This window comes from Phenylobacterium sp. T106, assembly GCF_057219735.1.
In genome coordinates, this window is record NZ_JBXVWA010000002.1 from 1 (window position 1) to 25,270 (window position 25,270).

A 25,270-nucleotide genomic window follows, 5' to 3' on the forward strand; every position below is an offset into this window, starting at 1 on the left:
CTTCGACCGCGACTCCGGCCAGTGGAAAGGCCTGCGCTTCATCTCCGGCGGTCGCGCCCGGCCGCGCCGGATGCTCTACCTCGCCGCCATCACCGCCAAGCGTTTCGATCCAGGCTTCAAGGCTTTCGCCGAACGCCTCCTGGCCGCCGGCAAGGCCCGCAAGCTCGTCACCGTCGCCGTCATGCGAAAGCTCATCGAGGCCGCCAACCTCGTCCTCGGACGTCGCCAGCCATGGCTCACTCACCCCGCCAACTGAAACATGGTTGCTCCCCTTGCAGGGGAGGACCAGGGCGGGAGCGATGCGCGCCGATCGCCTGCCGCGGCGAAGGTCCCTGAAAGCCCTAGCGTCCCGTGGCGACGGAGGTGGTGCGGTCCAGCGCGGCGCGCCACTCGTCGGCGTAGTCGCAGTCGGCATAGTCCGCGAAGTACGGCCCGCCGCGGGTGAAGTGGGCGATCCGGGCGTCCGGGTTCATGTCGTACTCGCCCACCAGCCAGTTCCACTCCAGGGGCAGCGCGCCGATCTCGGCCTCGTCCGCGAGCCACTTGAACTGGTGGAGTTCCAGGCCCGACGCCGTCTGCACGAACTCGGGCGTCAGCGCCCGGCAGCGGGCGTTGTTCATCAGCATCACGCTCGACCAGTTTTTCTTGGCGTAGCGGGCCTGCGGATGGTTCAGGAACTTCACCTCGTCGCGCGGGGTGTAGTCGTGCTGCGCCACCATCACCGCATAGCGGTCGTTCGCCAGGGCGAACAGCTCGGCCACGTCGGCGCGCAGCAGCATGTCGCAGTCCATGAACAGCGACCAGCCGGCGTAGCCCGACAGATAGGGGGTCAGGAACCGCGAGAACGAGAAGTCGGTGGACTGCGCCGAGACCGGCGGGCGGTCGAAGATCGGCCGGATCGTGGAGAGCGCGATGGGCGTCAGCCGCACCGGGCGAGAGCTGCGCTCGAGGATGCTCTGGGCCAGCACGTGGTAGGCCACGATCTCCTGGCGATCGTAGCCGATGTAGATGTCCAGCGGTTCGAACGGCGGCACGGGCGCTCAGGACTCCAGGCGGGCGGCGACGGCGGCGGCGACCTCCGCCAGGACCGGGGCCCAGTCGCCCGGCGCCGCCTGCCGGAACAGCCGGACCGAGCGGTACCAGGGCATCGCGGGCCCGGCGGCTGTGTAGCGCCACTCGGCCACGTGCGGAATGAGGGTCAGGCAGGTCCGGCCCAGGGCGCCGGTCAGGTGGACCAGGGTCGTCTGCACCGACACCACCAGGTCGAGGTTGGCCACGAGGCCCGCCAGATCGTCGAAGTCGTCGATGTCCGCGGCGGGGAAGATGCGGATCGGCTGCGCCCGGCCATGGTGCGCCGCCGCGACTTCGGACTCCACCTCGCCGTACTGCAGGCTGACGAACTCGCAGCCGGGCAGGTCGAGGACGGGCCCGAGCGCGCCCAGCGCCAGCGAGCGCTGGTCCCGCCGGGTGTTCGGCGAGCCGCCGCGCCATGAGAGGCCCACCCGCAGCCGCGCCGTGCGCGGACCCAGGCGCTGCGCCCAGCGCGCCTCAGACGCCGGGCTCGGGCGCAGGTAGGGCGTCCCTGGAAAGGCCGCCGCGTCGGTACGGAAGAGGCCGCCCAGGCTCCCCATCGCCAGCACGGCGTCCACCGCCGAGAGGTCCAGGCGCGCCGCCTCGGGGCCGACGAACCCGGCCTGCGGGAAGGACGCCGCGAACAGGCCGACCAGCCGCGGGTCGCACACGCAGCCCACGTGGGCGCCCAGCCGGACCAGGTCGGGGATCATGCTGGCGAACATGATCTGGTCGCCCACGCCCTGCTCCCCCAGCAGCAGCACCCGCTTGCCGGCGAGGGCGTCGGGGCGCGTCGTCGGCGTCAGCAGCGGCCGCGTGCGGGCGTTCACGATGCCCCCAGCCACCGGCAGGAAGCGCTTCAGGTCCAGACGGGCCTCGTAGTCGGCCCAGCCGCCGGCGAAGTCGCGCAGCTGCAGGCGCACGATCGCGCGGCGATGCCGGGCGAGGGCGTCCTCGGGGCGCAGGGCGACGGCGGCGTCGAGGGCCTCCAGCGCCTCGGCGTGGCGGCCCATGGCCGAGCGGGCGAGGCCCAGCTGGCAGAGCGCCTCGTAGGCCGGACCGCCGGCCGCCAGCGCCGCCTCGTAGGCCTGGGCCGCCTCGGCGTGCCGCGCCAGTCCCGCCAGGCCCTCGCCGCGCAGCAGCAGCGCCTCGCCGTGGCCGGGCGCATGCGCGAGCGCGGCGTCGGCCACGCCCAGCGCCTCATCGAAGCGCGCCCGCTCGATCAGCAGGACCCCGAGGTTCCGCACCGCCAGCGGCTGGACCGGATCGGCGGCGAGCACGGCGCGGAAGGCGGCCATCGCCGCGTCGCTTCGCCCGGCTTCGAGATGGGCCACGCCCTGCGCCAGCGCGTCTCGCGCCTCAGCCACCCGCCAGCTCGCAGGCGGCCAGGATCTCGGCCCGCAGCTGCCCGATGCCGTCGCCCTTTTCCGCCGAGGTGGCGATCACCCGCGGGAACGCCGCAGGCCGCTTGGCGACCTTCGAGAGCGTATCGGCCTTGACCGCCTCGACCTCGCGCGCGCTGCGCAGCTTGTCGGCCTTGGTGAGGACGACCTGATAGCTCACGGCGGCGGTGTCGAACGCGTCCATGGCCTCGCGGTCGACGTCCTTCAGACCATGGCGGCTGTCGATCAGCAGGTAGGCCCGCTTCAGGTTGGGACGTCCGCGCAGGTAGCTGCGGCCCAGGTTCTGGAACTTGTTCGCCGCGCTACGGCTCACCTTGGCGAAGCCGTAGCCGGGCAGGTCGACCAGCCGCAGCCGCTCGTCGGCGACGAAGAAGTTGAGCTCGCGCGTGCGGCCCGGCGCCGTGGAGGCCCGGGCCAGGTCCTTGCGCCCGGTCACGGCGTTGATCAGCGAGCTCTTGCCCACGTTGGATCGGCCGGCAAACGCCACCTCCGGCAGGTCGGCCGGCGGCAATCCCTGGATCGAGACGGCCCCCATCAGGAACGTCACCGGGTGGGCGAAGAAGACCCGCGCCGCCTCCAGCGCCTCGGCGTCGAACGGGGCGTCGGGCGCCGCGCTCACCCCGTGGTCCTGGGCTTGCCCGACAGCCGCGCGATCAGCTGGTCGATCGGGTTGTCCACCTTGAACCGCCGCATGATCACGTACTGCTGCAGCGCGGTCAGGATGTTCGACCAGGTGTAGTAGAGCAACAGGCCGATCGCGAACTGCGCCATGATGAAGGTGAACAGGATCGGCATCAGCTGGAAGATGCGCTGCTGAATCGGATCGGGCGCCGGCGGGCTCATGGCCGTGGTGAGCCATGTGGTGAACCCGTAGAGGATCGCCATGATGCCTATGTGCAGGAAGCCGGGCGGGTTGCCGTAGGCCAGGAGGCCGCCGATGAGCGGCGCCGTGCCGGGATCCCACGGGATCAGGCCGAACAGGTTGAAGATGGTGGTCGGATCAGGCGCCGAGAGGTCCTTGATGAAGCCCACGAACGGCGCATGCCGCATCTCGATCGTGACGGTCAGCACCTTGAACAGCGCGAAGAAGATCGGAATCGTCAGCAGCAGCGGCAGGCAGCCGGCCAGCGGGTTCACCTTTTCGCGCTGGTAGAGGGCGAGCAGCTCCTGCTGCTGGCGCTGCGGGTCGTCCTTGAACTTCTTGCGCAGCTCCTCCATCGCGGGCTGCACCTTCTTCATCTTGGTCATGGACTCGTACTGCTTGTTCGCCATGGGGAACAGCAGCAGGCGCACGATCACGGTCAGGATCAGGATCGCGACGCCGAAGTTGCCGACGAGTCCGAAGAGGAAGTTGAGCAGCTGGTAGACCGGCCGCGTCAGGAACCAGAACATGCCCCAGTCCACCGCCTCGTCGAGGTGCTGGACGCCGAGCTTGTCCTGGTAACCTTCGAGCACCGGCATCCGCTTGGCGCCGGCGAAGACGCGGACGGTGGACTCGACCTGCCGGCCGGGCTGGATGGTGCGGGCCTGGCCGGTGAAGGTGGCGGCGAGCAGGTTGAGCCCCGGGGCCTTGGTCAGCTTGTACTGGGCCTCGAAGCTCTGCTTCTGATCCGGGATCAGGGCCGCCAGCCAGTAGTGGTCGGTGATGCCGATCCAGCCGCCGGTGGACGCGTGGGACGGACCGCCGCCCTCCTTCTGCCACTTGGCGTACTTGATCGGTCGGCGCTTGCCGTCGAACCAGCCCATGCCGCCTTCGTGCACGATGCCGTTGCGACCGAGCGTCGGCGGGACGCCCTGGCGCTGGACCGAGCCGTACGGTGCGAGCGTGATCGGCGCCCCGGTGGTGTTCGCCACCGCGTCGGTGACCGTGAACATGTACTGGTCGTCCACGGCGATGGTGCGGGTGAACGTCAGCCCCTGGCCGTTGGCGTAGGTGAGCGTCACGGGCTTGCCGGGCGCCAGCACCGAACCGCTCGACAGCGTCCACAGCGTCTGGGCGTTCGGCAGTCCGGGCACGTTCAGGCCGGCCCAGCCCACATCGGCGAACCAGGCGTACTGCGTGCCCTCGGGCCGCAGCAGCTCGACCGGCGGCGAGTCCTTCTTGAGCGTCTGGCGGTAGTTGCTCAGCCACAGGTCGTCGATGCGCGCGCCGCGCAGCGAGAGCGATCCCCGGAGCGCGGGCGTTTCGATGGGCACCCGCGGGCTGGCCGACACCGCCGCCTGCCGGTTCACCACCTGCGGGCCCGGCGCCACGGCCGGCCGCGAGGGCGACAGGGTCTTGGCGGCGGCGGCGCGGGCCTTCTCCTCGGCGACCTTCTTCTGGTTCGCCGGCTCGATGACGAAGAACTGGTAGCCGATGAGGATCAGGAACGCGCACACGACGAAGATGATCGTGTTGCGTTGGTTCTCGTCTTGCATAAGGGGGACGCGGTCCGTCGAGGAAAGGTGGGCGGGCCTATCGGATTTGGGGAGCCGGCCGGTCGGCGGCGAGCCTTACCAGCGCAGTTTTCACATCGTCAAGCAAACGGTCCCACGGCCGGGTGATCACGCCGCCGCGCGCGATCAGCACGTAGTCGTGGCCGGGTCGCGCGTGATCGGGCAGGACGCGCCGCGCCGCCTCGCGCATGCGCCGCTTGGCGCGGTTGCGCTGAACCGCCCCGCCGATGCGTTTCGTCGCCGTGAAACCCACGCGGACGGCGGGGTCGTCGTCGCCCCGCGCCCGCGCCTGGACGACCACGGCGCCCTTCGCGCACGACGGCGCCTGGGCGCAGGCCAGGAACTCGCTGCGCTTGGTCAGGCGGGTGATGGGGGGGGTGTCCAAGATCGTGCCGCCATCCCGGTTTCGAAAGGGAAGACCGGGGCGCATAGACGCCGACTCGTCAAGAAGGCCCGCGGCGTCGCCGCCGCGGGCCTTCTGGAACTTCGATGCCTGCAGGTCCCCCGGTCCGGGTCTCCCCAAGGCCGGGAAAAGTGCGAGGTCGCTAGGCGCTCAGGCGCTTGCGGCCCTTGGCGCGACGGCGAGCCAGCACCTTCTGCCCATTCTTGGTGGACATGCGCAGGCGGAAGCCGTGACGGCGCTTGCGCACGAGTCGGGACGGCTGAAAGGTCCGCTTCACGGGAAGGCTCCGGGTCGAAAATTCGAGCGGCGGTGGATAGTGGAACGGGCCGGGCCTGTCAACCGGGCGACCTCAGCGTTTCCACCCCGGGCCGATCAGGGCAGCGTCACCACCACCGGTCCCCGGCGGGTCGCAACCAGCGTGTGCTCGTACTGAACGGTGGGTTCGCCGCCGGGCGGTCCAAGCGTCCAGCCGTCTTCCCGGGTCTCGTCCACCCAGTCGGCGCCCAGCGACAGGAACGGCTCCAGCGTGAACACGAGGCCCTCGCGGATGGTCCGCCGCTCCGACCGGTCGGCCCAGGTCGGGATCTCGGTGGGCTCCTCGTGCAGCGACGCGCCCACGCCATGGCTCGCGAGGTTCCTGACCAGCGAATACCCGTTGCGGCGCGCGAACGCCTCGATGTCGCGTCCGGGCGCCGCCAGGGACGCCCCCGGCCGCACCGCGCGGATGCCGGTCCACAGCGCGCGCCGGCCGTCCCGGCAGAGGCGCTCCACGCGCGCCGCCACCGGGGGCACGGCGAACGAGGCGCCGGTGTCGGCGAAGAAGCCGTCCAGCTCGGCCGAGACGTCGATGTTGATCAGGTCGCCGGCCTGCACCCGCGTGTTATCGGGAATGCCGTGCGCCACGTCGGGGCCTACCGAGATACACGTGGCGCCCGGGAAGCCGTAGGTCAGCTCAGGCGCCGGTCGCGCGCCTTCGGACTCGAGCATCCGCCGGCCCAGGTCGTCCAGTTCGCGCGTCGTGATCCCGGGCTCCAGCGCATCGCCCATCGCCTTCAGGGTCCGCGCCACGAGGCGGCCTGCCGCCTTGAGCTTCTCGAGGTCGTCTTCGCTGCCGATGGTCATGGCGTCCAGCTCCGCTGCGTCCCGGGTCAGGGAGCCCCATTACATCACAGGTCGGGCCGGATGATGGTCTTTCCTACGACCTTGCGCTGGGCGAGCGTCTCGAAGGCCTCGCGCCAGTCCGCGAGCGGGTACTCGCGGTCGACCCGCGGCTTGACCCGGCCCTCCTCGGCCAGGCGCCAGATGGCCTCGTTGTTCTCGCGGCCCTTCTCCGGGTTCTGGCGGCCGTACTCGCCGGCGCGCACGCCCATGACCGAGAAGCCCTTGATCAGCGCGATGTTGACCGGCAGCACCGGCAGCCGGCCGCTGGTGAAGCCGATGGACAGGATCCGGCCGCCGAAAGCGATGCAGCGGATCGACTCGTCGAACACGTCGCCGCCGACGGGATCGTAGATCACGTCCGCCCCGCGTCCGCCGGTGATCGCCTTCACGCGTTCGCGGAAGCCGCCGGTGACGTTCACCGTGGCGTCGACGTCGTACTCCTTGGCGATGATCGCCAGCTTCTCGTCCGACGCCGAGGCCGCGATCACCTTCGCGCCCAGCACCTTGGCGTAGTCCACCGCCGCCAGGCCTACGCCGCCGGCCGCGCCGTGCACCAGCACCCACTCGCCGGGCTGCACCCTGCCGATGCGGCTGAAGGCCACATAGGCCGTGAGGTAGGCCACCGGATAGCCCGCCGCCGCGCTGAAGCTCAGGCCTTCCGGCTTCCGGCGCAGGGTCGCCGCGGGCAGGATGGCGTACTCGGCGAAGCCGCCCCGGCCGCCGCTGCAGACCGCGTCGCCAACCGCGAAGCCCGCGACGCCCTCGCCCAGGGCGTCGATCTCGCCCGCGAGTTCCATGCCGCCCACGAACGGGATCGGCGGCTTGTGCTGGTGCTCCCCGCGGGTCTGCATCAGGTCCGGGAAGTTCACCGCCGCCGCCCGCACCCTGATCCGCACCTCGCCCGGCCCGGGCTGCGGCAGCGGCAGGTCGCGGATGTGGACGCCCGCGTAGTCGGGCAGCAGTTCTTCGACGACCAGGGCGCGCATCCGGGGTCTCCGCTTGGATCGCCGCGTCCTAGCAGCGGCGCCGCATGGGAATGGAAGCCTAAGCCCCGCCGCCCGCCGGCAGGCCCTTCACGCCGCCCAGGATCATGGCCGCGGCGAAGTCGGCGGCGGCCGCCACGTCGATGGGACGCCGCGTCAGCATCTTCTCGCCCACCTCGCGGGCGATGCCGATGCAGGCGGCGGCCATGTACTCGGAGTCGGCCGCCGGCCCCTTGCCCTGGGCGATGGCGTCCTCGATGGCGTCCTTCACCTCGGCGAACACGGCGGCCATCTCCGGGGTCTCGCCCTGGATATGGGGATGCGCCTCGCCGGCGGGTCGGCGCGCCGCCCAGCTCACATGCTCGTCGGCCATGAACTCGAAGTAGGCGACGATCGCCTCGCGGACGAACTCCTCGAAGGCGCCGCCCTTGGTCCGCAGGCCCTTGAGGATCGGCGCGAACCGCCGGGCGCCGTCGTCGGCGAGGGCGGCGAACACCTCCTCCTTCGAGCGGTAGTAGTTGTAGAACGTGCCGGCCGCGAGGCCCGTGCGGCGGATGATGTCGCGCACGGTCGATGCGTCATAGCCCAGCTCGCCGAACACCTCGCGCGCGGCGTCCAGGATCGCCTGGCGGTTCTGGACCTTGGTCTGCTCCCGCTTGCCCACGGGAAGATACGCGACTTGTGACATGGAACTCCTCACCCACTCCCCCGAAGGTGACGGGTGTCACATTAGAATGCGCCGTACGGCTCAGCCAAGCGGGTTTACGCGCAGGTAAAGACAAATCGGACGCCACCTTCGACCGGGGCGCCCCCCTGTCCGCAGAGGGTCAGACCGTGCGCTGGGCGCGGTCCTTCTCGTTGCTGGCCCGGATCGAGTTGCGGGCCGCCTCCCACTCCTTGTCGCCCCACGCCGCCAGGCGGGTGAAGCCGCCGCCGCCCTGCAGGTGCCCGCCGCCGTCGATGGCGATGGTCTGGCCGTTCACATAGGCCGAGCCCGGGTCCAGCAGGTAGACGGCGAGGTTCGCCAGCTCGCGCATCTCGCCGTTCCGCCCGAGCGGGATGCCGGGGTCGGCCTTCGCGCGCGCCCCGCCGGTCGCCTCCGTCGAGCCGGGGTTCAGCCGGGCCCAGGCGCCTTCGGTCGGGACGGGGCCGGGGGCGATGGCGTTGAAGCGGATGCCGCGGTTGCCCCACTCCACCGCGAGGGACTGCGTCATCACGTTCAGGCCCGCCTTCGACATGGCGCTGGGCACGGTGAACGGCCCGCCGTGCCAGACCCAGGTGGTCAGGATCGAGATCACCGAGGCGTGCCGGCCCTCGGCCAGCCAGCGCTTGCCCGCGTCCAGCGTCACGAAGAACGAGCCTCGGAAGACGATGTTGGCGATGGCGTCGAAGGCCCGCGGCGACAGGTCCTCGGTCCGGCTGATGAAGTTGCCCGCGGCGTTGTTGACGAGGCCCGTCAGCGGCCCGCCGGCCCACACCTCGTCCATGGCGTCGTGGATCGCCTCCGGCACGCGGATGTCCACCGCCATGCCGGTGCAGCGTCCACCGGCCAGCCCGCCGTGGGCGTCGGTCAGCTCCTGGGCCGCGGCCTTCACCACCTCGCCGCGCCGGCCCCAGATGACCACGTCGGCGCCCAGCAGGACGCAGGCCTCGGCCATCACCTTGCCCAGGCCGGTGCCCCCGCCGGTGATCAGGATGCGCTGGCCCTTCATCAGGCCCGGCTTGAACATGATGTCGTCCTGGGTGAACTCGGTCATCGGGGCGCCTCCATCGTTGTGTCCGTGAGCAGGCCGTCCTGACGCCGGGTCGGTCAAGCGCCCCTGCGACCAATCGCCGGGGCGCATACGGCGCAGTTGTGGCATTCTGAGTCGCGGGGGGCCGCATCGAGGGACTCGAATGGCGGCCATGAGGCGTGACCGGTCACAGCCCGCCGATCTTGCGGTGGAGCTGGGCGAAGCCCTGCTCGAGCTCGCGGGCGCGGACGGGCTCTTCGCCTGCGACAGCGGCGGGCGCATCACCTACTGCAACGCCGCCGGCGCGGCGTTCCTGCAGACGTTCCGCACCAGCTCGATCGGCAAGGCGCTCAAGCCCATCCTGGAACGGCTGGGCGTCGAGACCCTCGAGCTGCGGTTCCTGGCCGCCGTCCGCGACGCATCCGCCGTGGAGTTCGTGGTGGCGCGGCCGGGTGCGGCGGACGAGTGGGTCGAGGTGCGCGGCCTGCCGGTGACCGGCGGCATCGCTTTCTTCCTGCGCGACGTGACCGCCCGCGAGCGCAGCGAACGCACACTGCGCCGCAGCGAGCGGCGGCTGCGCTCCACCACCGAGAGCCTGCGGCTGGCGCATCAGGCCGCCCGCGCCGCCACCTGGGAATGGCGGACGGGGCGCGGCCTGCGCTGGCTGGATCCGGAGGCCGCCCGCGCCCTGATCGGCCTCACCGCCGGGCCCGACGAGTCCATCGCCGACTGGCGCACCTTCGTGTTCGACGACGACCTGGCCGGCGTGGGGGCCAGCCTGACGACTCTGCGCGACGCCGACGAGGTGGCGTTCGAGTATCGCGTGTCGGCCGCGGACGGGGGGCATCGCTGGCTGCGGTCCAGCGCCGCGGTCGTCGAGCGGCGCGACGGCCTGCCGGTGCGCGTGGCGGGCGTCACGCTCGACGTCACGGCCTCGAAGCTGCACGAGGCGCGGCTCGAGCGCGAGGTCTCGGAGCGCGACCGCGCCGAGCGGCGCCAGCAGCTCCTCATTCACGAGCTGAATCACCGGGTGAAGAACATGCTGGCCACCGTGCAGTCGGTGGCGCGCCAGAGCCTGGGGCGCGCCCGCGGCGGCGGGCCGCTGGCCGACTTCGAGGACCGGCTCATGGCGCTCGCCTGGGCCCACGACATCCTGACGCGGGAGCGTTGGGCGGGCGCATCGCTGCGGGCGGTGCTCGAACGCACCCTTTCGCCCCACGCCGCCGCGCACCGGGTCGAGTTCGCGGGCCCCGACCTGCGGGTCTCGCCCAAGATGGCCCTCGCGCTCGCCATGGGCGCCCACGAGCTGGCCACCAACGCCGTGAAGTACGGCGCGCTCTCCAACGACGTGGGGCGGCTCGCGGTGCGCTGGCGGCTGGACCCCGAGACCGAGCCGCCGCGCCTCATCCTCGAATGGGAGGAGGAGGGCGGACCCCCTGTGGCGCCGCCCAAGGCCCGCGGCTTCGGCTCGCGGCTGCTCGAGCGGGGGCTCGCCGGCGAGCTGGGCGGCGAGGTGAGGATCCTGTTCGAGCCGGCGGGCGTCCGCTGCCGCATCAGCGCGCCGTTCCAGCCCGAGGCCGCGCCGCCCGAGGAGCCGCTGGACGACCCGGTCTTCATGGCGCACGCCGGCGAGGCCGAGCTGCGTCAGTAGCGCCGGTTCAGACCGGCTCCGGCGGCTGGAACTCGGGATCGACCCGGCGGATGAACTCCATGGCCGCGGCGGGCGCGCGCACCTTACCTTCGTGGATGACGAACGCGTAGACGTCCCGCGGGCCCTCGGGCGGGCCGGTACGGTCCACCGGCGTGAAGTCGCCCGGCACGCGCCCCTCGGCGTAGGCGCGGAAGCGGCCGGCCCACAGGTCGAGGTCCTTGGCCTCGTAGCCCGTGGGGATCTCGTCGTCGGCCGACAGCAGGCGCAGGTAGACGAAGTCGGCCGTGATGTCGGGGATGAAGGGGTAGTTCTCGTTGTCCGAGTTGCAGATCGCGATGCCGCGGTCGCGGCAGAGGCCGATAAACTTCGGGTCGTTGAACGTCCCGTTGCGCACCTCGAACACGTGCTGGGCCCGGGTGTCGCCGATCCGCTCGGGCATCAGGTCCATGAAGCCGGCGAAGTCGTCGTAGTCGAACTTCTTGGTGGGCATGAACTGCCACAGGATCGGTCCCAGCCGATCCCCCAGCTCGGTCAGCCCCTGGTTGAGGAAGATGTCCAGGCTGGCCTTGCCGTCGGCCAGCACCTTGCGGTTCGTGCAGAACCGGCTGGCCTTGACCGAGAACTTGAAGCCCTCGGGCGTCGCCGCGCGCCACTTCGCCCAGCTGTCCGGCTTGAACGACGAGTAGTAGGTGCCGTTGATCTCGATCGCGGTCAGCCGGCGCGAGGCGTACTCCAGCTCCCGCGCATGGGGCCACTTGGGCGGGTAGAAGACCCCGCGCCAGGGCTCGAACGTCCACCCCCCGATCCCGCAGCGGATCCGGCCTGCCGCGTCAGCCATGCGACATCTCCTGAAGCTCGCCGGAAGTGGTAGCGACTGGCGCCCGAGTTCACAAGATGTTCCCGCGCGTGACGCGGACGGGCGTTGGGGCCGCCGCGCGTCGCGAATGGCGGGGCGTGACGCATCGCTGACGTCAGCTCGGGGGGCTGCAGCGGACCTCAGGCAGGCGGGCCTAGGCGACGTCCTTGCGCATCTCGGGCGCTGGCTCGAAGAGCGTCTCCACGGTTCCGATCGTTGAGAACCCAACCGCTTCGTAAAACGGCAGCGCGCGCTTGTTGGCGATCACGTGAAGCCCCCTGAACCCGGACGCGACTGCGCGCCGCTCGGCCTCCGCGATCAGCATTCGGCCAATGCCCTGTCCCCAGAGGCCAGGCTCGACGAACAGATCTTCAAGCTCCGCATCATGACCGTCGGAGGCCAAGACGGTCGCGAACCCCAGGATCGCGCCGCCTCGCTCGGCGAGAAAGACGGAGGCGAGATGTTCCTCGGGCACCTGCCTGGCCTCTGGCAACTCCGCGAGTTCCGCGTTGAGGTCGCCCCAGGCCAGCGACGAGCGCAACTTGAGTTCCCCCAGCTCAGCCCTCTCATCCTCGCTGGCCGGCCGTATGGTGATGTCGCTGGTCATGGCGAGACTATAGTTCTTCCTGCCCGCCGCGAGGCATAGGGACATGAACTAGGGCATTGGAGCCGTCAGGGACGTGCTCGGAGCTGGCGAGCTGATCGCGCGTCTGCGAAGCGAGTACGATGCCGCAAGGGCGGAACTCAGCGCGAAGGCTTCGCTTGCCTGAGGCGCCCCTGGGATCGGCGCGATGCCGAACGGTTCGTGCCTGGCGCAGAGGCGTCCCTGCCGTTCGACGCCGCGGGCCGGCGGATCCCGCCCTCAGCGGCTCTTGGCGGCCTGGACTTCGATCTCGACCATCATGCCCGGGCGGACCAGGGCGGCGACCTGGGAGGTGATGCGCGCGGGCTTCTTCTTCAGCGGCTGATAGATCGCGTTGTAGCTCTCCATCATGCCCGCGAAGTCCATGCCGCCGCCCTTTGCCGGGTCGCCGACGAGCAGGACGCGCATCATCACGACGTCTTCCCAGCCATAGCCCTGGCCCTGGAGGATCGCGCCGATCTTGCCGAGGACGCTGGCGGTCTGGGTCCTGGTGTCGCCGAAAGGCGCGGTCGACGGCGCGCCGGCCACCGTGTCGGGCGTGATGCCGCTGACGTAGAGCGTCTCGGAGCCGGCCGGGACCTTCACCGCCTGCGAGATGAAGCCGTTCTGCGGATTGACGTGCACATTCTCGGCCTGCGCAGCGCCGGCCAGGGCGGCGAGGGCGAGGGCGGCGGAAGGCAGCAGGTGGCGCATCGGGAGTCTCCTCGAGGGTCAGGCCGCAGAAGCCCGGGCGCGGCCCTCGGCGACCGAGTTTGAAACCCGCTCGGCGATCAGGTTCAAGGTGCGCTGCGCCGACAGGACGGCGCCCTCTTGCCAGCCGGGCATCTGCGACAGGTGGGCGCCCGAGAAATAGACACGCCCATGCGGCAGGTTCAGGAGGCGATAGGCCGGGTCGTCGAGATGGCCTTCCTGTCCCCCGCGCCCGCCCCACGCCGGCCAGGGCCCCAGGTTGAAGGGGATCTTGCTCCAGTTGACCACGGCGGGGGCGGAGAGGTCGGCCTCGTGGCCGGGGTGCAGGCGCGCCACCACGCCCCTGGCGATGGCGATCTGCTCGTCGATCGGCCGCGCTGCGAAGCCCTTGGCGGCGCGTCCTGACCCGTAGCAGGCCAGCAGCATGCCGCGGGCGGTGTGCAGGCCGTTGGAGGGATACCAGACGAGATTGGTCTCGCCGCCGACGAACGAGATGCCGCCGTAGATCTGGTCCTTCTCCCAGAACCGCGGCGCATCGAAGCCGATCTTGTTGGAGTAGTCGTGGGGCACGCCGGCGATGGCGGCCTTCACCGGCTTGTCGAAGTTGGACTCTACGCCCGCGAGGATGTTGAGCGGGAGCGTCACCACGGCGAAGTCGGCCTGAGCCGTTTCGGTCGTGCCCCGCACGCGATCGCGCCAGGTGACGGCGACGGCGCCGGGGGACTGGCGGATCTCCAGCACCTCGGCGTTCATGCGCACGGGACTGGTGATCGCCCGCTGAAAGCCGGCCACGATGCGGTCCATGCCGCCCACGGGCTGGAACATGGTGGCCTGCATGTAGAGCTGGTCTTCGAACAGGGTGGCGCGGAGCTGTTCGTTGGCCAGCAGCTCGCGGAACGGGAGCGGCTCGCGCGACCGCCCGAACTGGCCGGCCGCGCCCGGAACCTGTGCGAAGCCCGAGCGCTCGGTCCCGCGGAAGGCGCCGGTCTCGTCCAGGTCGCCGTAGGCGCGCAGGAACGGGAGAAGCTTCTCGCGATCCTCGGCCGAGAGGTCCTGGTCCAGGGCGCCGCGGCTCAGCGCCTTGGACAGCAGTTCGGAGATGTAGCCGCGGGTGTCGTTCACGCCCTGCCGCATCTGGATCGGCTTGCCGCCGTTGGATCCTGCCGACCAGATGTAGGCGCTGCGGCTGGAGTTGATCTCGACCTCCAGGGGCACGCCCAGGCGCGAGCAGTAGCCGAGCAGGCCTTCGTGGTGGCTGGGGATGCGGGCCGGCCCCGCGTTCATGTAGAGGCCGTCGGAGAAGGCCACGGTCTGGGTCGTTTCGCCGACCATCTCGATGCGTGAGCCGTTGCGCAGCGTCCAGTTTCGCCCGCCCAGCCTGTCGCGCGCCTCCAGCAGGGTGACCGTGAAGCCGGCGCGCTCCATCTCGTAGGCGGCGACGAGGCCCGCGATGCCGCCGCCCAGGATGACGACGCTTCGCCCCCGACCCAGCCCGGCCGGAAGCGACATGGGCCCGGCCCGGGCGGGGACGGCCATCAGGCCCAGGCTGACCATGGCCGAGTAGGTCGCCGCCGCGCCGCCGACCGCGCCGAGCCGATGGAGAAAGCTGCGACGGCTGAAGCCCATGATCCACTCCGCGTCCTGATCGCCCCTGCGACACGGCAAGTCGGATCGGCAGGGTCGGGCGGCGCAAGCGGCGGCCCATCGGGCGAAGGCGGCCGGCCGGATTCTGCGGCGCAAACCGGCGCCCTTGGCGACGGAATGGGCATTTCGGCGCAGACGTCAAAGATACATCTGCGCGTCACCCGAGTAGTCAAATGTATCCCTAAAGGAAGAAGGCAGTCGCCTGATGATGTTCGGGCTGAAGGATGCTCTAGGGTCCGTGATCAATACCCGGCCCGCGCCTGGCAAGCCGTCCGCCGGCGGCGCGAGGATGCTGATCATGCCGCCGTCGCGGACGGGCCCCCGTTCGTCTCGGGGGCCCTCCGCTGGCGTCCGGTCAGAACCGCTGGCCGAAGCGGGCGCCGAAGAACTGCGGCTTGATGGGGAAGGCCCGCGAGGAGCCCGAGCAGAAGGTGATCGAGCAGAACGTGTTGCGGGTCAGCTGGCCCCGGCGGTCGAAGGCGTTCTGGATGAAGACGTTGAAGTTCCAGTTGTCCTTCTTCACGCCCCCCGACATGTCGAAGGTGACGAAGCCGCCGGTGTTGCCCAGGAGGTTGTTGTTGAAGACGTTCAGATCCTGGGTCGCGCCGGTCTGGTAGAGGGCCGCCCCCTGGAGGAAGACCGTGTAGTCGCCGTAGTCGGTGTCGTAGCGGACCGAGGTGGTGCCCTTGAACTTCGGCTGGCGCGGAAGCCGCGTGCCGTCGGCGGCCGCGACCTGCGGGGTCGGCGGGCTGGAGCCCGGCACGGTCTGGCCCAGCGCGCAGGAGGACAGCTGGGTGATCGCCCGGCTCGTCGCATCGAAGGCGAAGTTGCAGAAATTGCCGTCGAGCGCGGCGTCGTTGTAGGCGCCCGACGACGAGATGGTGACCTTCCCCAGCTTCAGGTCGGCGTCGTACTCCACGCCGTAGACCCGCGCCTTGCCGGCGTTGCCGGTGATGCCGGCGCCCTGGGCTCCGGAGACGACCACCGAGTACTGGATGTTGTCCCACTGCTCGTAATAGATCGCGGCGTTGAAGCGGAAGATGTCGTTCCACAGCGTCTTGATGCCCAGCTCGTAGTTGGTGAGCTTCTCGGACTTGAACGGATCGACCGAGGCGACGCCGATGTTGCGGATGCGTAGTGGCCGATTGAAGCCGCCGGGCCGGAAACCGGTCGAGTAGTTGACGTAGACCATCTTGGTCGGCGTGAACTGCCAGTCCAGCGCCACTTTATGCGTTTCGCCGCTCTCGTCGTAGCGCCCGACCTGGTCCGCCGCGGCGAAGTTCGTGTTGAGGCACTGCAGCCGCTTCTTGGGCAGCGGCAGCACGCACCCGCGCGTGTTGGTCGGCACGTTCAGCGAGGTGGTGGTGTTCAGGGCCGAGGCCATCACGCCGGCGAAGCCCTTGATGGTGTAGTCCGTCTTGAAATAGCGGATGCCGGCGGTGAGCTTCAGGTTCGGCGTGATGTTGTAGTGCCCTTCGGCGAACAGCGCCTTGTCGTGATAGATCTGGTCCGTCTCGACGATGTAGAAGCCGTCCTCCTTCACCGCCGGGGTGCCCAGGATCATGGTGCCCCCGTTGGCCACCGGAATGCCGAGGCCGGCCGGGTTGCTGTCGCCGCCGCCCGCGCGGGTGTAGCCCACGATCTGATCCAGGCCGCGGATGGCGTAGTAGGTGTTATTTTGCTGCTTCTGCCAGTGGTAGAAGGCGCCGACTGTGACGTCGAACGGCCAGTCCTTCGGCGTCGAGACGCGGACCTCCTGGGTGAACTTGTCCCGGTAGGTCAGGCCGTGGAAGTACTGGGTCGGGTTCAGGAACTTCGTGCAGCGCAGGGTCGCGCCCGTGCCCGTGCAACCGCTGCGGTCGAAGAACTGCAGGTAGTTCTCGTACCCCGGCCCGAAGCCGTCATAGGTCACGGTGTAGTAGGTGTAGTCGTTGAGCAGCTTGGTCCGGCGCTGGTGGTAGCCGGTCGCCGAGACCACTTCCCAGTCGCCGATGTGGCCGTGGACCGCCAGCTGGGCCTGGTACCAGCGGTCGTCGTTCTTGGTCTGGTCGTAGTCGTGGACCTCGAGGTCGCCCAGGCGCGGGTCGTAGCCGAAGTAGCCATTGGCGGTCTGGTACTGGGCGGTGACCTGGGGGGTGACCTCCCAGCCGGGCGCGACCTCCCACAGCGCCACCAGCCGCGCTCCGAACTCGCGGATGGTGTTGTAGTTGTCATCGGCGATCGCCGAGTTGTCGAGCGTGAAGGACGTCGCCGGATTGTTGTCCCCGAGCGTGAGGACGGAGGACCGCCCGTCGTTCAGTTTCCCGTTGTTCGGCGTGTTGTCGACGTAGCCCCCGTCGCGGCGGACGTAGGCCATCCCGCGGACCGCCAGGGTGTCGTTCACCGGCAGGTTCACGAACGACTCGAGCTGGCCGCCCACCGAGCCCGGCCCGTACTTGTTGGCCTCCACGTCGTAGCCCGTCTCGAACACGCCGATCTTCGGCTTGTTGGTGATGAAGCGAATGGTGCCGGACAGCGAGCCGGCGCCGTAGAGCGTGCCCTGCGGGCCTGACAGCGCCTCGACGCGCTCCAGGTCGTACACGTGGATATCGGGGACGCCGACGCCGGTGATCGGGATGTCGTCCAGGTAGTAGCCCACGGACGCGTAGGTGCCGCCGGCCGGGACGATGCCCCGGAAGTAGGTGGTCTGGCGGCCCGGCCCGAGGCCGGCGAACGAGACCGAGGGCAGCAGGGTGACGACGTCGGACAGGCTCTTCACCTGCCGCTCGGCCATCTTTTCGGTGCTGAGCGCCTGCACCGAGATCGGCACCTTCTGGATGCTCTCCGCCCGACGGGTCGCCGTGACGATCACCTCGCCCAGCAGCGCGCCTTCCGAGCTCTCGTCGGCGGCGTCGGCCGCCTCGGCCGCCGTCTCTGCGGAGGCGCGCTCGGCAAGGCCGAGCGGAGTCAGGAAGGTGGTGGCCGCAAGCAAGCAAAGAAGGCGCGTCGCTTTTGACGCCGGTTGCAATTTCATGACTTCGATATCCCCCAAATCCTGATGCCAAGTTTCTCCCTTGCGTTGTGTTTTCTTGTTTTCTTGCGGCTTGCTCAAAATGACGCATTCCCCAATCGCGTCAGGCGAAACCCAAGGTGGAGCAAGTCACAGATTTTCGTCGCCGAAGATAAAATCTCCGGAATATCAACCGCCGAGGCGGGACGTCCAGGACACATCCTGAATCCGCCAGAATTCGCGGACGCAGCACTCCGCGAACATTTCTGAATTCAGATTGGCTGAGCGGGTTTCGGCGCTGTCAAGCGGGCTGCACTGGGAATCCCAGGTCCGCGACGCCCCGACACCGTCCCAGCCCAAGCAGATGTCGGAATTTTGTGCGCGGGTGCCCAAGAGCTTTGCCATCGGACCCGCTCCGACCGGGCCGACGAGGCGGCGGTTGATCGGGACTCGTCCGCACGGCCGGATGCGCTGGGCGGCCGCGAGGCGCGTCGCCGCCCAGCGCGGGGAGGACCACGCCGCCATGACCGCCATGACCGGCCCCGCCGCCAGGGCGCCGTCGATCCAGGCCGAGATCGCCGCGCTGCTCGAGACCCAGCCGGCCGCGGCGCTGGCGCGGGCGGAAGCGCTGCTGCGGCAGTCCCCGGGGCTGCCGCCGGCGGAACTGCTCGCCTGCCAGGCCCTGCGCCGCCTGGGCCAGCCGGAAGCCGCGCTGCAGCGCTTGAACATGCTCGCGCGCGCGCACGCGAGAGCGCCCGCCGTGCTCTGGGAACTGGCCGGGGCGGCGAGCGACGCGGGCCAGGGCCGGCAGGCCATCGCGGCGCTGGAGACCCTCACGCGCCTGCAGCCGATGGCGGCCCCCGCCTGGTTCCGGCTGGCGAAGGAACTGCGGGCGGCGGGTCGCGCCATGGACGCGTGGCGCGCCGACCTCTCCGGGGTCCACGCCGCGTCGCACGACCCCGACCTGCTGCAGGCCGCCCTCGCCATGAAGGACGGGCGCCTCGACGAGGCCGAGAGGATCCTGGCCCAGCGGCTCGGCCGCGCGCCGGACGATGCGCCCGCCATCCGTCTCCTCGGCGAGGTCAGCTGGCGGCGGGGCGACATGACCGAGGCCCTGGCGCGGGTCGAGCGCGCGGTCGAGATCGCGCCCGGCTTCGACCTGGCCCGCGACTTCCTAGTCCGCCTGCTGATGCAGACCAATCGCCTGCCCGAGGCGCTGGAGCAGGCCCAGGCGCTGGCCGGGTCGCCGATCCGCAGCCCGGCCCACGACCTGCTCATGGCCTCGGTGCTGGTGCGGCTGGGGCGCCAGGCCGAAGCCGGGGACATCTACGAGCGCCTGCTGGCGCAGCAGCCGGACCAGCCGCAGGTCTGGCAGAACCTCGGCCACGTGCTGAAGACCCTGGGCCGGCAGGCGGATGCGATACGCGCCTACCGCGAGGCGGTGGCCCGGCAGCCGACGATGGGCGAAGCCTGGTGGAGCCTGGCGAACCTCAAGACGGTGAGGCTGGACGCGGCGGACGCCGCGGCGATGGAGGCGGCGCTGGCGGCGCTGGCCCTGGTGGCGGCCGAGCGCAAGGAGGACGTCTTCCACCTGCACTTCTCGCTGGCCAAGGCGCGGGAGGACGCCGGGGACTACGCCGCCGCGTTCCGCCACTACGACCTGGGCAACAGGCTGCGGCGCACGATGGTGCTGCACGATCCGGACGGCCTGGCCGCCGAGGTGCGCGACGCCGCACAGGCGATCACCCGGCCGTTCCTCGCCCGGATGGGGGCCGGCGGATGCCCGGCGCCTGACCCGATCTTCATCGTCGGCCTGCCGCGTTCGGGCTCGACCCTGGTGGAGCAAATCCTCGCCAGCCATAGCCAGGTGGAAGGCACGATGGAGCTGCCCGAGATGATGATGATCGCCGGGCGCCTGCAGTCGCGGGTGGACCAGGGCGAGTTCCCGGATTTCCGCGCGATGGTCGCCTCGCTGTCGCCCGCCGACCGGGCGCGGCTGGGCGAGGAGTACATCGAGCGCACGCGGGTGCACCGGCAGAGCGGCCGGCCGCGGTTCGTCGACAAGATGCCGAACAACTGGCAGCACGTCGCGCTCATCAAGCTGATCCTCCCCAACGCGAGCATCGTCGACGCCAGGCGCCATCCGCTGGGCTGCTGCGTCTCGGGCTGGAAGCAGCACTTCGCGCGCGGGCAGGCGTTCTCGTACGACCTCGCCGAGATCGGCCGGTACTATCGCGACTACGTGGCGCTGATGGCCGCCTACGACGAGGCCGCGCCCGGGGCCGTTCACCGGGTGATCTACGAGCACATGGTGGCCGACACCGAGGCGCAGGTGCGGCGGCTGCTGGACGCGCTGGGGCTGCCGTTCGAACCCGGCTGCCTGGAGTTCCACAACAACGACCGCGCGGTCCGCACCGCGAGCTCCGAGCAGGTGCGCCGGCCGATCTTCACCGACGGGGTCGAGCACTGGAAGAATTTCGAGCCCTGGCTGGAACCGCTCGTCGAGGCGCTGGGTCCGGTCGTGCCGGCCTACCCCGATCCGCCGGCCGACTGGGCGGCGTGGCTGGCGCCTGGCGCGGCTGCGGATTCGGGCTGACCGCGGCGCCGGCAGGCCCCCATTCCGAGTCCGGATTCGGCGCGCCGTCGGCTGGTCCGGCGTGGAAGAATTAGGCGCCGCGTCGCGGTCTGCTGCCGCTTCTTAGGCAGTTTGCGCTGCAGTCAAGCTTGCCGGGCCGGGTCCCGCTGAAAGCCGCTTGACCGAGGCGCGCCCTGGCCGCCCCGCTTGTCGTGCGGGAGGTCGAGGGGACCCTCCCGGACTGGCTAAGGGGGTCATTTCGAGATGAGCGTCCCGCAGAGCGGTGTCGGCGCGCCGGAGGGCGGCCAGGACGATCCGGGACGTTCGCCGGCGCGGACGGCAAGTCCGCTCCGAAGGCGCGCGTGGCCGCTGGCGCTGGCGCTGGCGGGCGTCTTCTCGGCCACGGTGGTCGGGGCGCAGGTCACGGGCGGCAAGCCGCTCGGCCCAGACCCCGTCGACTGGACCGAGACCGACCCGGGCATTCCGGTCACCGACCCGCTGACCACCAGCAAGTGCGGCACGTGCCATGCGCCCGACGCCAAGGGCAACCTGTCGCGGATCTCCTGGGTGCGCGCCACGCCCGAGCTCTGGGCGCAGACCATCAAGCGCATGGTCAAGCTGCACGGCGCCCCGGTCCAGCCGGACGAGGCGCGCCGGATCGTCCAGTACCTCGGCGCCTACCACGGGCTCGCACCCGAGGAGGCCAAGCCGGTCATGTACCTGGTCGAGCGGCGGATCCAGGACGAGACGAACATCCCCAACGAGACGATGCGGCACGCCTGCGCCGCCTGCCACGCCTTCGCGCAGCCGCTGTCGTCGCGGCGCAGCAAGCGCGAGTGGGCGCTGCTGCAGAACATGCACGTGGCGCTCTATTCCCAGGCCGATGCGCAGTACAGCCGCCCCCCGCAGGGCGCCCCGCCCGGGCCGCCCGGCCCCGACGGCAAGCCGCTGCTCCCGGGCCAGGTCGCGCTCAACTGGCTGGCCGAGAAGGCGCCGCTGCACACGCCGGAGTGGGCCGCCTGGAAGCCGCGCATCCGGCCGGCGCGCCTGGAAGGCCGGTGGCTTGTCTCGGCCACGCTGCCCGGCAAGGGCCGCTACCTCGGCGAGATGACCATCAGCCCCGGCCCGGACCCGGACCGCTTCGTCACCACCGCCAGCCTGCGCTCCCTGGAGACCGGCGCGCAGATCAACCGCAAGGGCCAGGGGGTCATGTACGGCGGCTACAGCTGGCGCGGCAGCGCCGACGGCGGCTCGGCCAGCCAGCCCGACGATCCAAAGGGCGCCGACCGCGAGGTGATGTGGTTCTCGCCGGACATGAAGCTGGCGCAGGGCCGCTGGTTCTGGGGCGCCTATCACGAGTTCGGCTTCAACGTGACCCTGACCCGGGCGTCGGCCGATCCGACCGTGGCCGCCGTCTCGCCCGCGGCCCTGAAGGCCGGCGCCAAGGGCGTGACCGTGCGCATCTATGGCGACGCGCTGCCGAAGACCGTCACGCCGCGGGATGTCGACCTGGGGGCCGGCGTCACCGTGACGAAGGTCGTCTCGGTGAGCCCGGGCGAGCTGGTCGTGACCGCGGACGTAGCCGACAAGGCGCTGCCGGGTCAGCGGGACGTCGCCGTCAAGGGTTCGGTCCTGGTGAAGGCGCTGCCGGTCTACGACAAGGTCGACTACCTGAAGGTCACGCCCGAGACCGGGCTCGCCCGCCTGGGCGGCCTCAAGTACGACAAGGGCTACGAGCAGTTCGAGGTCACCGGCTACGCCAACGGCCCGGACGGCAAGCCGAGGACCGACGACGACGTCGCGATCGGGCCGGTGCCGGTGACCTGGAGCCTCGAGGAGTTCCACACCGTTACCTATGACGACGACACGAGCTACGTCGGCGTGCTGAGCTCGTCGGCCCTGTTCACGCCGTCCACCGAGGGGCCCAACCCCAAGCGCCGGTTCAGCCGCAACAACTACGGCGAGGTCTGGGTCGTCGCGACCGCCAGGGACGCGAAGGATCGGTTCGGCAAGCCGCTCGTCGGCAAGGCCTACCTCGTGGTCACCGTGCCCACCTACCGGCGCTGGGACCAGGCGGAGATCACCCGATGACCACCATGACCTCCATGGCGGCGACCCGCTATCGCCGCGGCGAGCTGCACGAGTTCCAGGCGGCCGGCCAGGCGTTCGTCTACCTGGTCTCCGCGGGCGCGATCTTCGCGCTCGACGACGGGGCCTGCGCGGTGCTGCGCCAGCTCGGCGAGCGGGAGATGTCGCACGGCGAGCTCGTCGCGGCGCTGGTCGAGCACGGCCACGCGCGCAGCGACGCCGAGGAGCTGATCGCCGAATTGCGGTACGTGCGCGGCATCGTCTCCGACGCGGTGACGCCGGTTTCGGCCCAGCCCACCAGCCCGCCGGCCGACTTCCCGCTGCAGGCGCTGGTGCTCAACATCACCAACCAGTGCAACCTGGCCTGCACCTACTGCTACGAGTTCGGCGCCGACAAGATCGCCACGCCCGAGGGCAAGCCCAAGTACATGACGCTGGAGACGGCGACCGCGTCGGTCGACTTCCTCCTGGCGCAGTCGGCGGGCCGCCAGGCCGTGCACATCACGTTCTTCGGCGGCGAGACGCTGATGAACTTCAAGCTGCTGCGGAGCGTGGTGGAGTACGCCCGTGAGCAGGCCGCCGCCCAGGGCCGCGGCATCGGCTTCAGCCTCACCACCAACGCCACCCTGCTGACCGACGAGATCATCGCGTTCCTGGCCGACAACGAGATCGGCGTGACGGTCAGCATGGACGGGCCGCCCGACCTGCAGGACCTGCGCCGCGTCGACAAGCGCGGCCGCGGCACCTACCGCATCATCGAGCCGAAGCTGCGCAAGCTGATCGCCCGGCACAAGACCCGCGCCATCACCGCCCGCGTCACCCTGACCGACGGCGTCACCGACGTGGTCCGGATCTACCGCCACCTGAAGGACGACCTGGGCTTCGACGAGGTCGGCTTCGCGCCCGTGACCAGCAACGGCGACCAGGCCTATGCGATCGCCGACCCCGACATGGACAGCGTGCTGGACCAGTTCAACCAGCTCGCCGACGAGTGGCTGGCCTATGCCCTGCGCGGCCGGCGCCATGGCTTCTCGAACGTCAGCGAGACGATCGGCGAGCTGATCCAGGGCGTGAACAAGTCGCATCCCTGCGGCGCGGGCCTGGGCCTCCTGGGCGTGAGCCCGTCGGGCGACCTGTCGCCCTGCCACCGGTTCACCGACGCCGACACCCACACCCTGGGCCACGTCTCCAGCGGCGTCGACGCCGCCAAGCGCGAGGACTTCCTGGCGCGCGGCCACGTCAGCGCCAAGTACGAGTGCGCGACCTGCTGGGCGCGGCCGCTGTGCGCCGGCGGCTGCCATCACGAGGCCTTCGTCCGCTACGGCGACACGGGCCACGCCAACCTCCACTACTGCGACTGGATCCGGCAGTGGACCGACACCTGCCTGCGCATCTACGGCGCGGTCGCCGCGCAGAACCCCCAGTTCCTCGAACACTTCGCTGAACGGAAGGCCCTGTCATGAAGCATCTTCGGCCGATCAATCGGAAGGCGGAGCGGATCGACCAGGCGGCCTCGATGATCGAGGAGGACGTCGTGGCCCTGCAGCAGCAGCAGCCGCCGCCGCCCCCCAAGCCGCACGTGCCGATGGGCTGCGCGCTGTCGTTCTCGCCCGGGTGGGAAGTCGACGCCGGCGGCGGCACGGCGGGCCTCTGCCAGCCCGTCGAGCGGGACATCTACGACTGCTACGTGACCTGCTTCTGGCCGGTCCAGGTGCCGGACCACGTGAACTACTCGCCCGACTGGGCCAGCAACTGCGCCATCGCGACCAAGGACTGGCGCAAGCTGGACCTGGTCTTCCCGTGACGCCCCGTTTCACTCTCCGAGGAAGAGCCCGTCGCATGAGGACGTACTGGCCCAAACTTGCCCTAGGCGCGGCCGCCCTTTGGTCGGCCGCCGCGCTCGGCGCCGCGCAGGCGGGGACCATGTTCCTGGGCGGCTACCCCAACCACCTCATGGTCATCGACGAGGCCAAGGGTTCGGTCACCCAGGAGATCGACCTCAAGACCGGGCTGCCGACGAGCATGCGGCTCTCGGACGACGGCAAGCTGCTCTACGCGACGACGCTGACCACCAGCGGCATCGAGGTGATGGATCTCGCCACGCGCAAGATCATCAACAAGCTCAGCCTGAACACGCCCACCACGACCTATCGCTTCAGCGGCGGCGTGCCGGACCGGAGCGGGCGCCACTTCTACATCCTGGGCACGAAGATCGAGAAAGGCGTCGACTCGTACCGGATCAGCAAGCAGCAGTTCATGGTGGTCGACCTTCAGGAGAAAAAGGTCGTCCGGAGCGCCGAGCTGGACGCCGACGACCAGAAGTTCACCTACCGCGGCCAGCTCATGCTCTCGCCCGACGGCAAGACGCTCTACGCGTTCCGCGACAAGGTGATCGTGGTCAACACGGCCGACCTGAAGACCGTCGACCACTTCGACCTCTCCAAGCCCGATTTCCCGGGCATGCAGGACGTCAGCCTGGGCGGCGGGGTCGGGCGGCTGCAGACCCCGGGTCAGTTCGTCTCGCTGTTCGAGACGCAGGACCCGTACATCCAGAACAAGGTCTTCGGGATCGCGCGGCTGGACCTGGACACGCGCCAGTTCAGCTTCACGCCGATCGGGCCGTCGCCCAAGGCCCTGGCCGGGCTGGAGGTCACCCCCGACGGCAAGAGCGGCTACACCGTCGCCGTGAACGGCGACCTGGGCAACCAGCGCTGCGAGTTCTGGCGCTTCGACCTGGAAAAAAACAAGGCGCTCGACAAGGCCGAGTTCGAGTGCCGGCGGCGCTTCTATTTCGGCATGTCGGGGAACGGCGAGCGCCTCTACATCTACGGCGCCGGCTTTGACGTCGCGGTCTACGACGCCAAGACCCTCCGGCCCGTCGCCGACTGGCAGCTCACCCACGACACGACCATCTCGGGCATGGTCATCACGCCATGACGGGGGC

22 protein-coding genes are annotated in these 25,270 nt (G+C 70.3%); 7 read left to right on the forward strand and 15 right to left on the reverse strand.

The window, feature by feature from the left end; translation table 11 throughout:
• Positions 1-256: transposase (locus tag AC2D8W_RS04645; protein WP_484670550.1), on the forward strand; the 256-nt coding region annotated here is incomplete at its 5' end.
• An 85-nt stretch (positions 257-341) separates the two neighbouring features.
• On the opposite strand, the gene AC2D8W_RS04650 is transcribed toward AC2D8W_RS04645, so the two are convergent.
• From AC2D8W_RS04650 to AC2D8W_RS04695, 10 genes are all read right to left on the reverse strand, one after another.
• Positions 342-1,034, reverse strand: coding sequence for a hypothetical protein (locus AC2D8W_RS04650; RefSeq protein ID WP_484670551.1), 693 nt, complete (start codon positions 1,032-1,034; stop codon positions 342-344).
• Between the two features lie 6 nt (positions 1,035-1,040).
• Entirely contained in the window at positions 1,041-2,438 is a 1,398-nt protein-coding gene (locus tag AC2D8W_RS04655) for a tetratricopeptide repeat protein (RefSeq protein ID WP_484670552.1), read from the reverse strand.
• Positions 2,431-3,009, reverse strand: a complete 579-nt coding sequence (gene yihA, locus AC2D8W_RS04660; protein WP_484671045.1) for a ribosome biogenesis GTP-binding protein YihA/YsxC — start codon at positions 3,007-3,009, stop codon at positions 2,431-2,433. Before yihA ends, AC2D8W_RS04655 begins: the two co-directional genes overlap by 8 nt.
• Positions 3,010-3,089: 80 nt before the next feature.
• Positions 3,090-4,892 carry a membrane protein insertase YidC gene (gene yidC / locus AC2D8W_RS04665; RefSeq protein WP_484670553.1) on the reverse strand — a complete coding sequence of 601 codons (1,803 nt, stop codon included), beginning with the start codon at positions 4,890-4,892 and terminating at the stop codon, positions 3,090-3,092.
• Positions 4,893-4,929: 37 nt separating this feature from the next.
• Positions 4,930-5,340: a ribonuclease P protein component gene (gene rnpA / locus AC2D8W_RS04670; RefSeq protein WP_484670554.1), complete on the reverse strand. Its 411-nt coding sequence runs from the start codon at positions 5,338-5,340 to the stop codon at positions 4,930-4,932.
• Positions 5,341-5,455: 115 nt separating this feature from the next.
• Complete coding sequence (gene rpmH, locus AC2D8W_RS04675) at positions 5,456-5,590, reverse strand: 50S ribosomal protein L34 (protein ID WP_293482274.1); 135 nt, start codon at positions 5,588-5,590, stop codon at positions 5,456-5,458.
• Positions 5,591-5,685: 95 nt separating this feature from the next.
• Positions 5,686-6,435, reverse strand: a complete 750-nt coding sequence (gene map, locus AC2D8W_RS04680) for a type I methionyl aminopeptidase (protein ID WP_484670555.1) — start codon at positions 6,433-6,435, stop codon at positions 5,686-5,688.
• A 44-nt stretch (positions 6,436-6,479) separates the two neighbouring features.
• On the reverse strand, positions 6,480-7,460 hold the full coding sequence (locus AC2D8W_RS04685) for an NADPH:quinone oxidoreductase family protein (RefSeq protein ID WP_484670556.1): 981 nt from the start codon (positions 7,458-7,460) through the stop codon (positions 6,480-6,482).
• Between the two features lie 58 nt (positions 7,461-7,518).
• Positions 7,519-8,145, reverse strand: coding sequence for a TetR/AcrR family transcriptional regulator (locus AC2D8W_RS04690; RefSeq protein ID WP_484670557.1), 627 nt, complete (start codon positions 8,143-8,145; stop codon positions 7,519-7,521).
• A gap of 139 nt (positions 8,146-8,284) precedes the next feature.
• Positions 8,285-9,214, reverse strand: a complete 930-nt coding sequence (locus tag AC2D8W_RS04695) for an SDR family oxidoreductase (protein WP_484670558.1) — start codon at positions 9,212-9,214, stop codon at positions 8,285-8,287.
• Positions 9,215-9,362: 148 nt separating this feature from the next.
• Between AC2D8W_RS04695 and AC2D8W_RS04700 the strand changes: the two genes are divergently transcribed.
• Entirely contained in the window at positions 9,363-10,841 is a 1,479-nt protein-coding gene (locus tag AC2D8W_RS04700) for a sensor histidine kinase (protein WP_484670559.1), read from the forward strand.
• A 7-nt stretch (positions 10,842-10,848) separates the two neighbouring features.
• Here AC2D8W_RS04700 and AC2D8W_RS04705 read toward each other — a convergent pair whose 3' ends face one another.
• The 5 genes from AC2D8W_RS04705 to AC2D8W_RS04725 form a co-directional block, all read right to left on the reverse strand.
• Positions 10,849-11,679: a DUF72 domain-containing protein gene (locus AC2D8W_RS04705; RefSeq protein WP_484670560.1), complete on the reverse strand. Its 831-nt coding sequence runs from the start codon at positions 11,677-11,679 to the stop codon at positions 10,849-10,851.
• Positions 11,680-11,851: 172 nt separating this feature from the next.
• A complete protein-coding gene (locus tag AC2D8W_RS04710; RefSeq protein WP_484670561.1) occupies positions 11,852-12,304 on the reverse strand; it encodes a GNAT family N-acetyltransferase in 453 nt (150 codons plus the stop codon).
• A 255-nt stretch (positions 12,305-12,559) separates the two neighbouring features.
• Complete coding sequence (locus tag AC2D8W_RS04715; RefSeq protein ID WP_293481590.1) at positions 12,560-13,033, reverse strand: Rid family hydrolase; 474 nt, start codon at positions 13,031-13,033, stop codon at positions 12,560-12,562.
• An 18-nt stretch (positions 13,034-13,051) separates the two neighbouring features.
• Positions 13,052-14,656 carry a flavin monoamine oxidase family protein gene (locus AC2D8W_RS04720; protein ID WP_484670562.1) on the reverse strand — a complete coding sequence of 535 codons (1,605 nt, stop codon included), beginning with the start codon at positions 14,654-14,656 and terminating at the stop codon, positions 13,052-13,054.
• A 373-nt stretch (positions 14,657-15,029) separates the two neighbouring features.
• Positions 15,030-17,645: a TonB-dependent receptor gene (locus AC2D8W_RS04725; RefSeq protein ID WP_484670563.1), complete on the reverse strand. Its 2,616-nt coding sequence runs from the start codon at positions 17,643-17,645 to the stop codon at positions 15,030-15,032.
• Between the two features lie 457 nt (positions 17,646-18,102).
• On the opposite strand from AC2D8W_RS04725, the gene AC2D8W_RS04730 reads away from it, so the two are divergent.
• The 5 genes from AC2D8W_RS04730 to AC2D8W_RS04750 all read left to right on the forward strand — a co-directional run bounded on the left by AC2D8W_RS04730 (position 18,103) and on the right by AC2D8W_RS04750 (position 25,263).
• On the forward strand, positions 18,103-20,259 hold the full coding sequence (locus tag AC2D8W_RS04730; protein WP_484670564.1) for a tetratricopeptide repeat-containing sulfotransferase family protein: 2,157 nt from the start codon (positions 18,103-18,105) through the stop codon (positions 20,257-20,259).
• Positions 20,260-20,502: 243 nt separating this feature from the next.
• Entirely contained in the window at positions 20,503-22,329 is a 1,827-nt protein-coding gene (peaA, locus tag AC2D8W_RS04735; protein ID WP_484670565.1) for a quinohemoprotein amine dehydrogenase subunit alpha, read from the forward strand.
• Complete coding sequence (peaB, locus tag AC2D8W_RS04740) at positions 22,326-23,789, forward strand: quinohemoprotein amine dehydrogenase maturation protein (protein ID WP_484670566.1); 1,464 nt, start codon at positions 22,326-22,328, stop codon at positions 23,787-23,789. The genes peaA and peaB overlap by 4 nt, the downstream gene beginning before the upstream one ends.
• Entirely contained in the window at positions 23,786-24,130 is a 345-nt protein-coding gene (gene qhpC, locus AC2D8W_RS04745) for a quinohemoprotein amine dehydrogenase subunit gamma (protein ID WP_293481596.1), read from the forward strand. Before peaB ends, qhpC begins: the two co-directional genes overlap by 4 nt.
• A gap of 35 nt (positions 24,131-24,165) precedes the next feature.
• Positions 24,166-25,263 carry a YncE family protein gene (locus AC2D8W_RS04750; RefSeq protein WP_484670567.1) on the forward strand — a complete coding sequence of 366 codons (1,098 nt, stop codon included), beginning with the start codon at positions 24,166-24,168 and terminating at the stop codon, positions 25,261-25,263.
• The last annotated feature ends 7 nt before the right edge of the window (positions 25,264-25,270 follow it).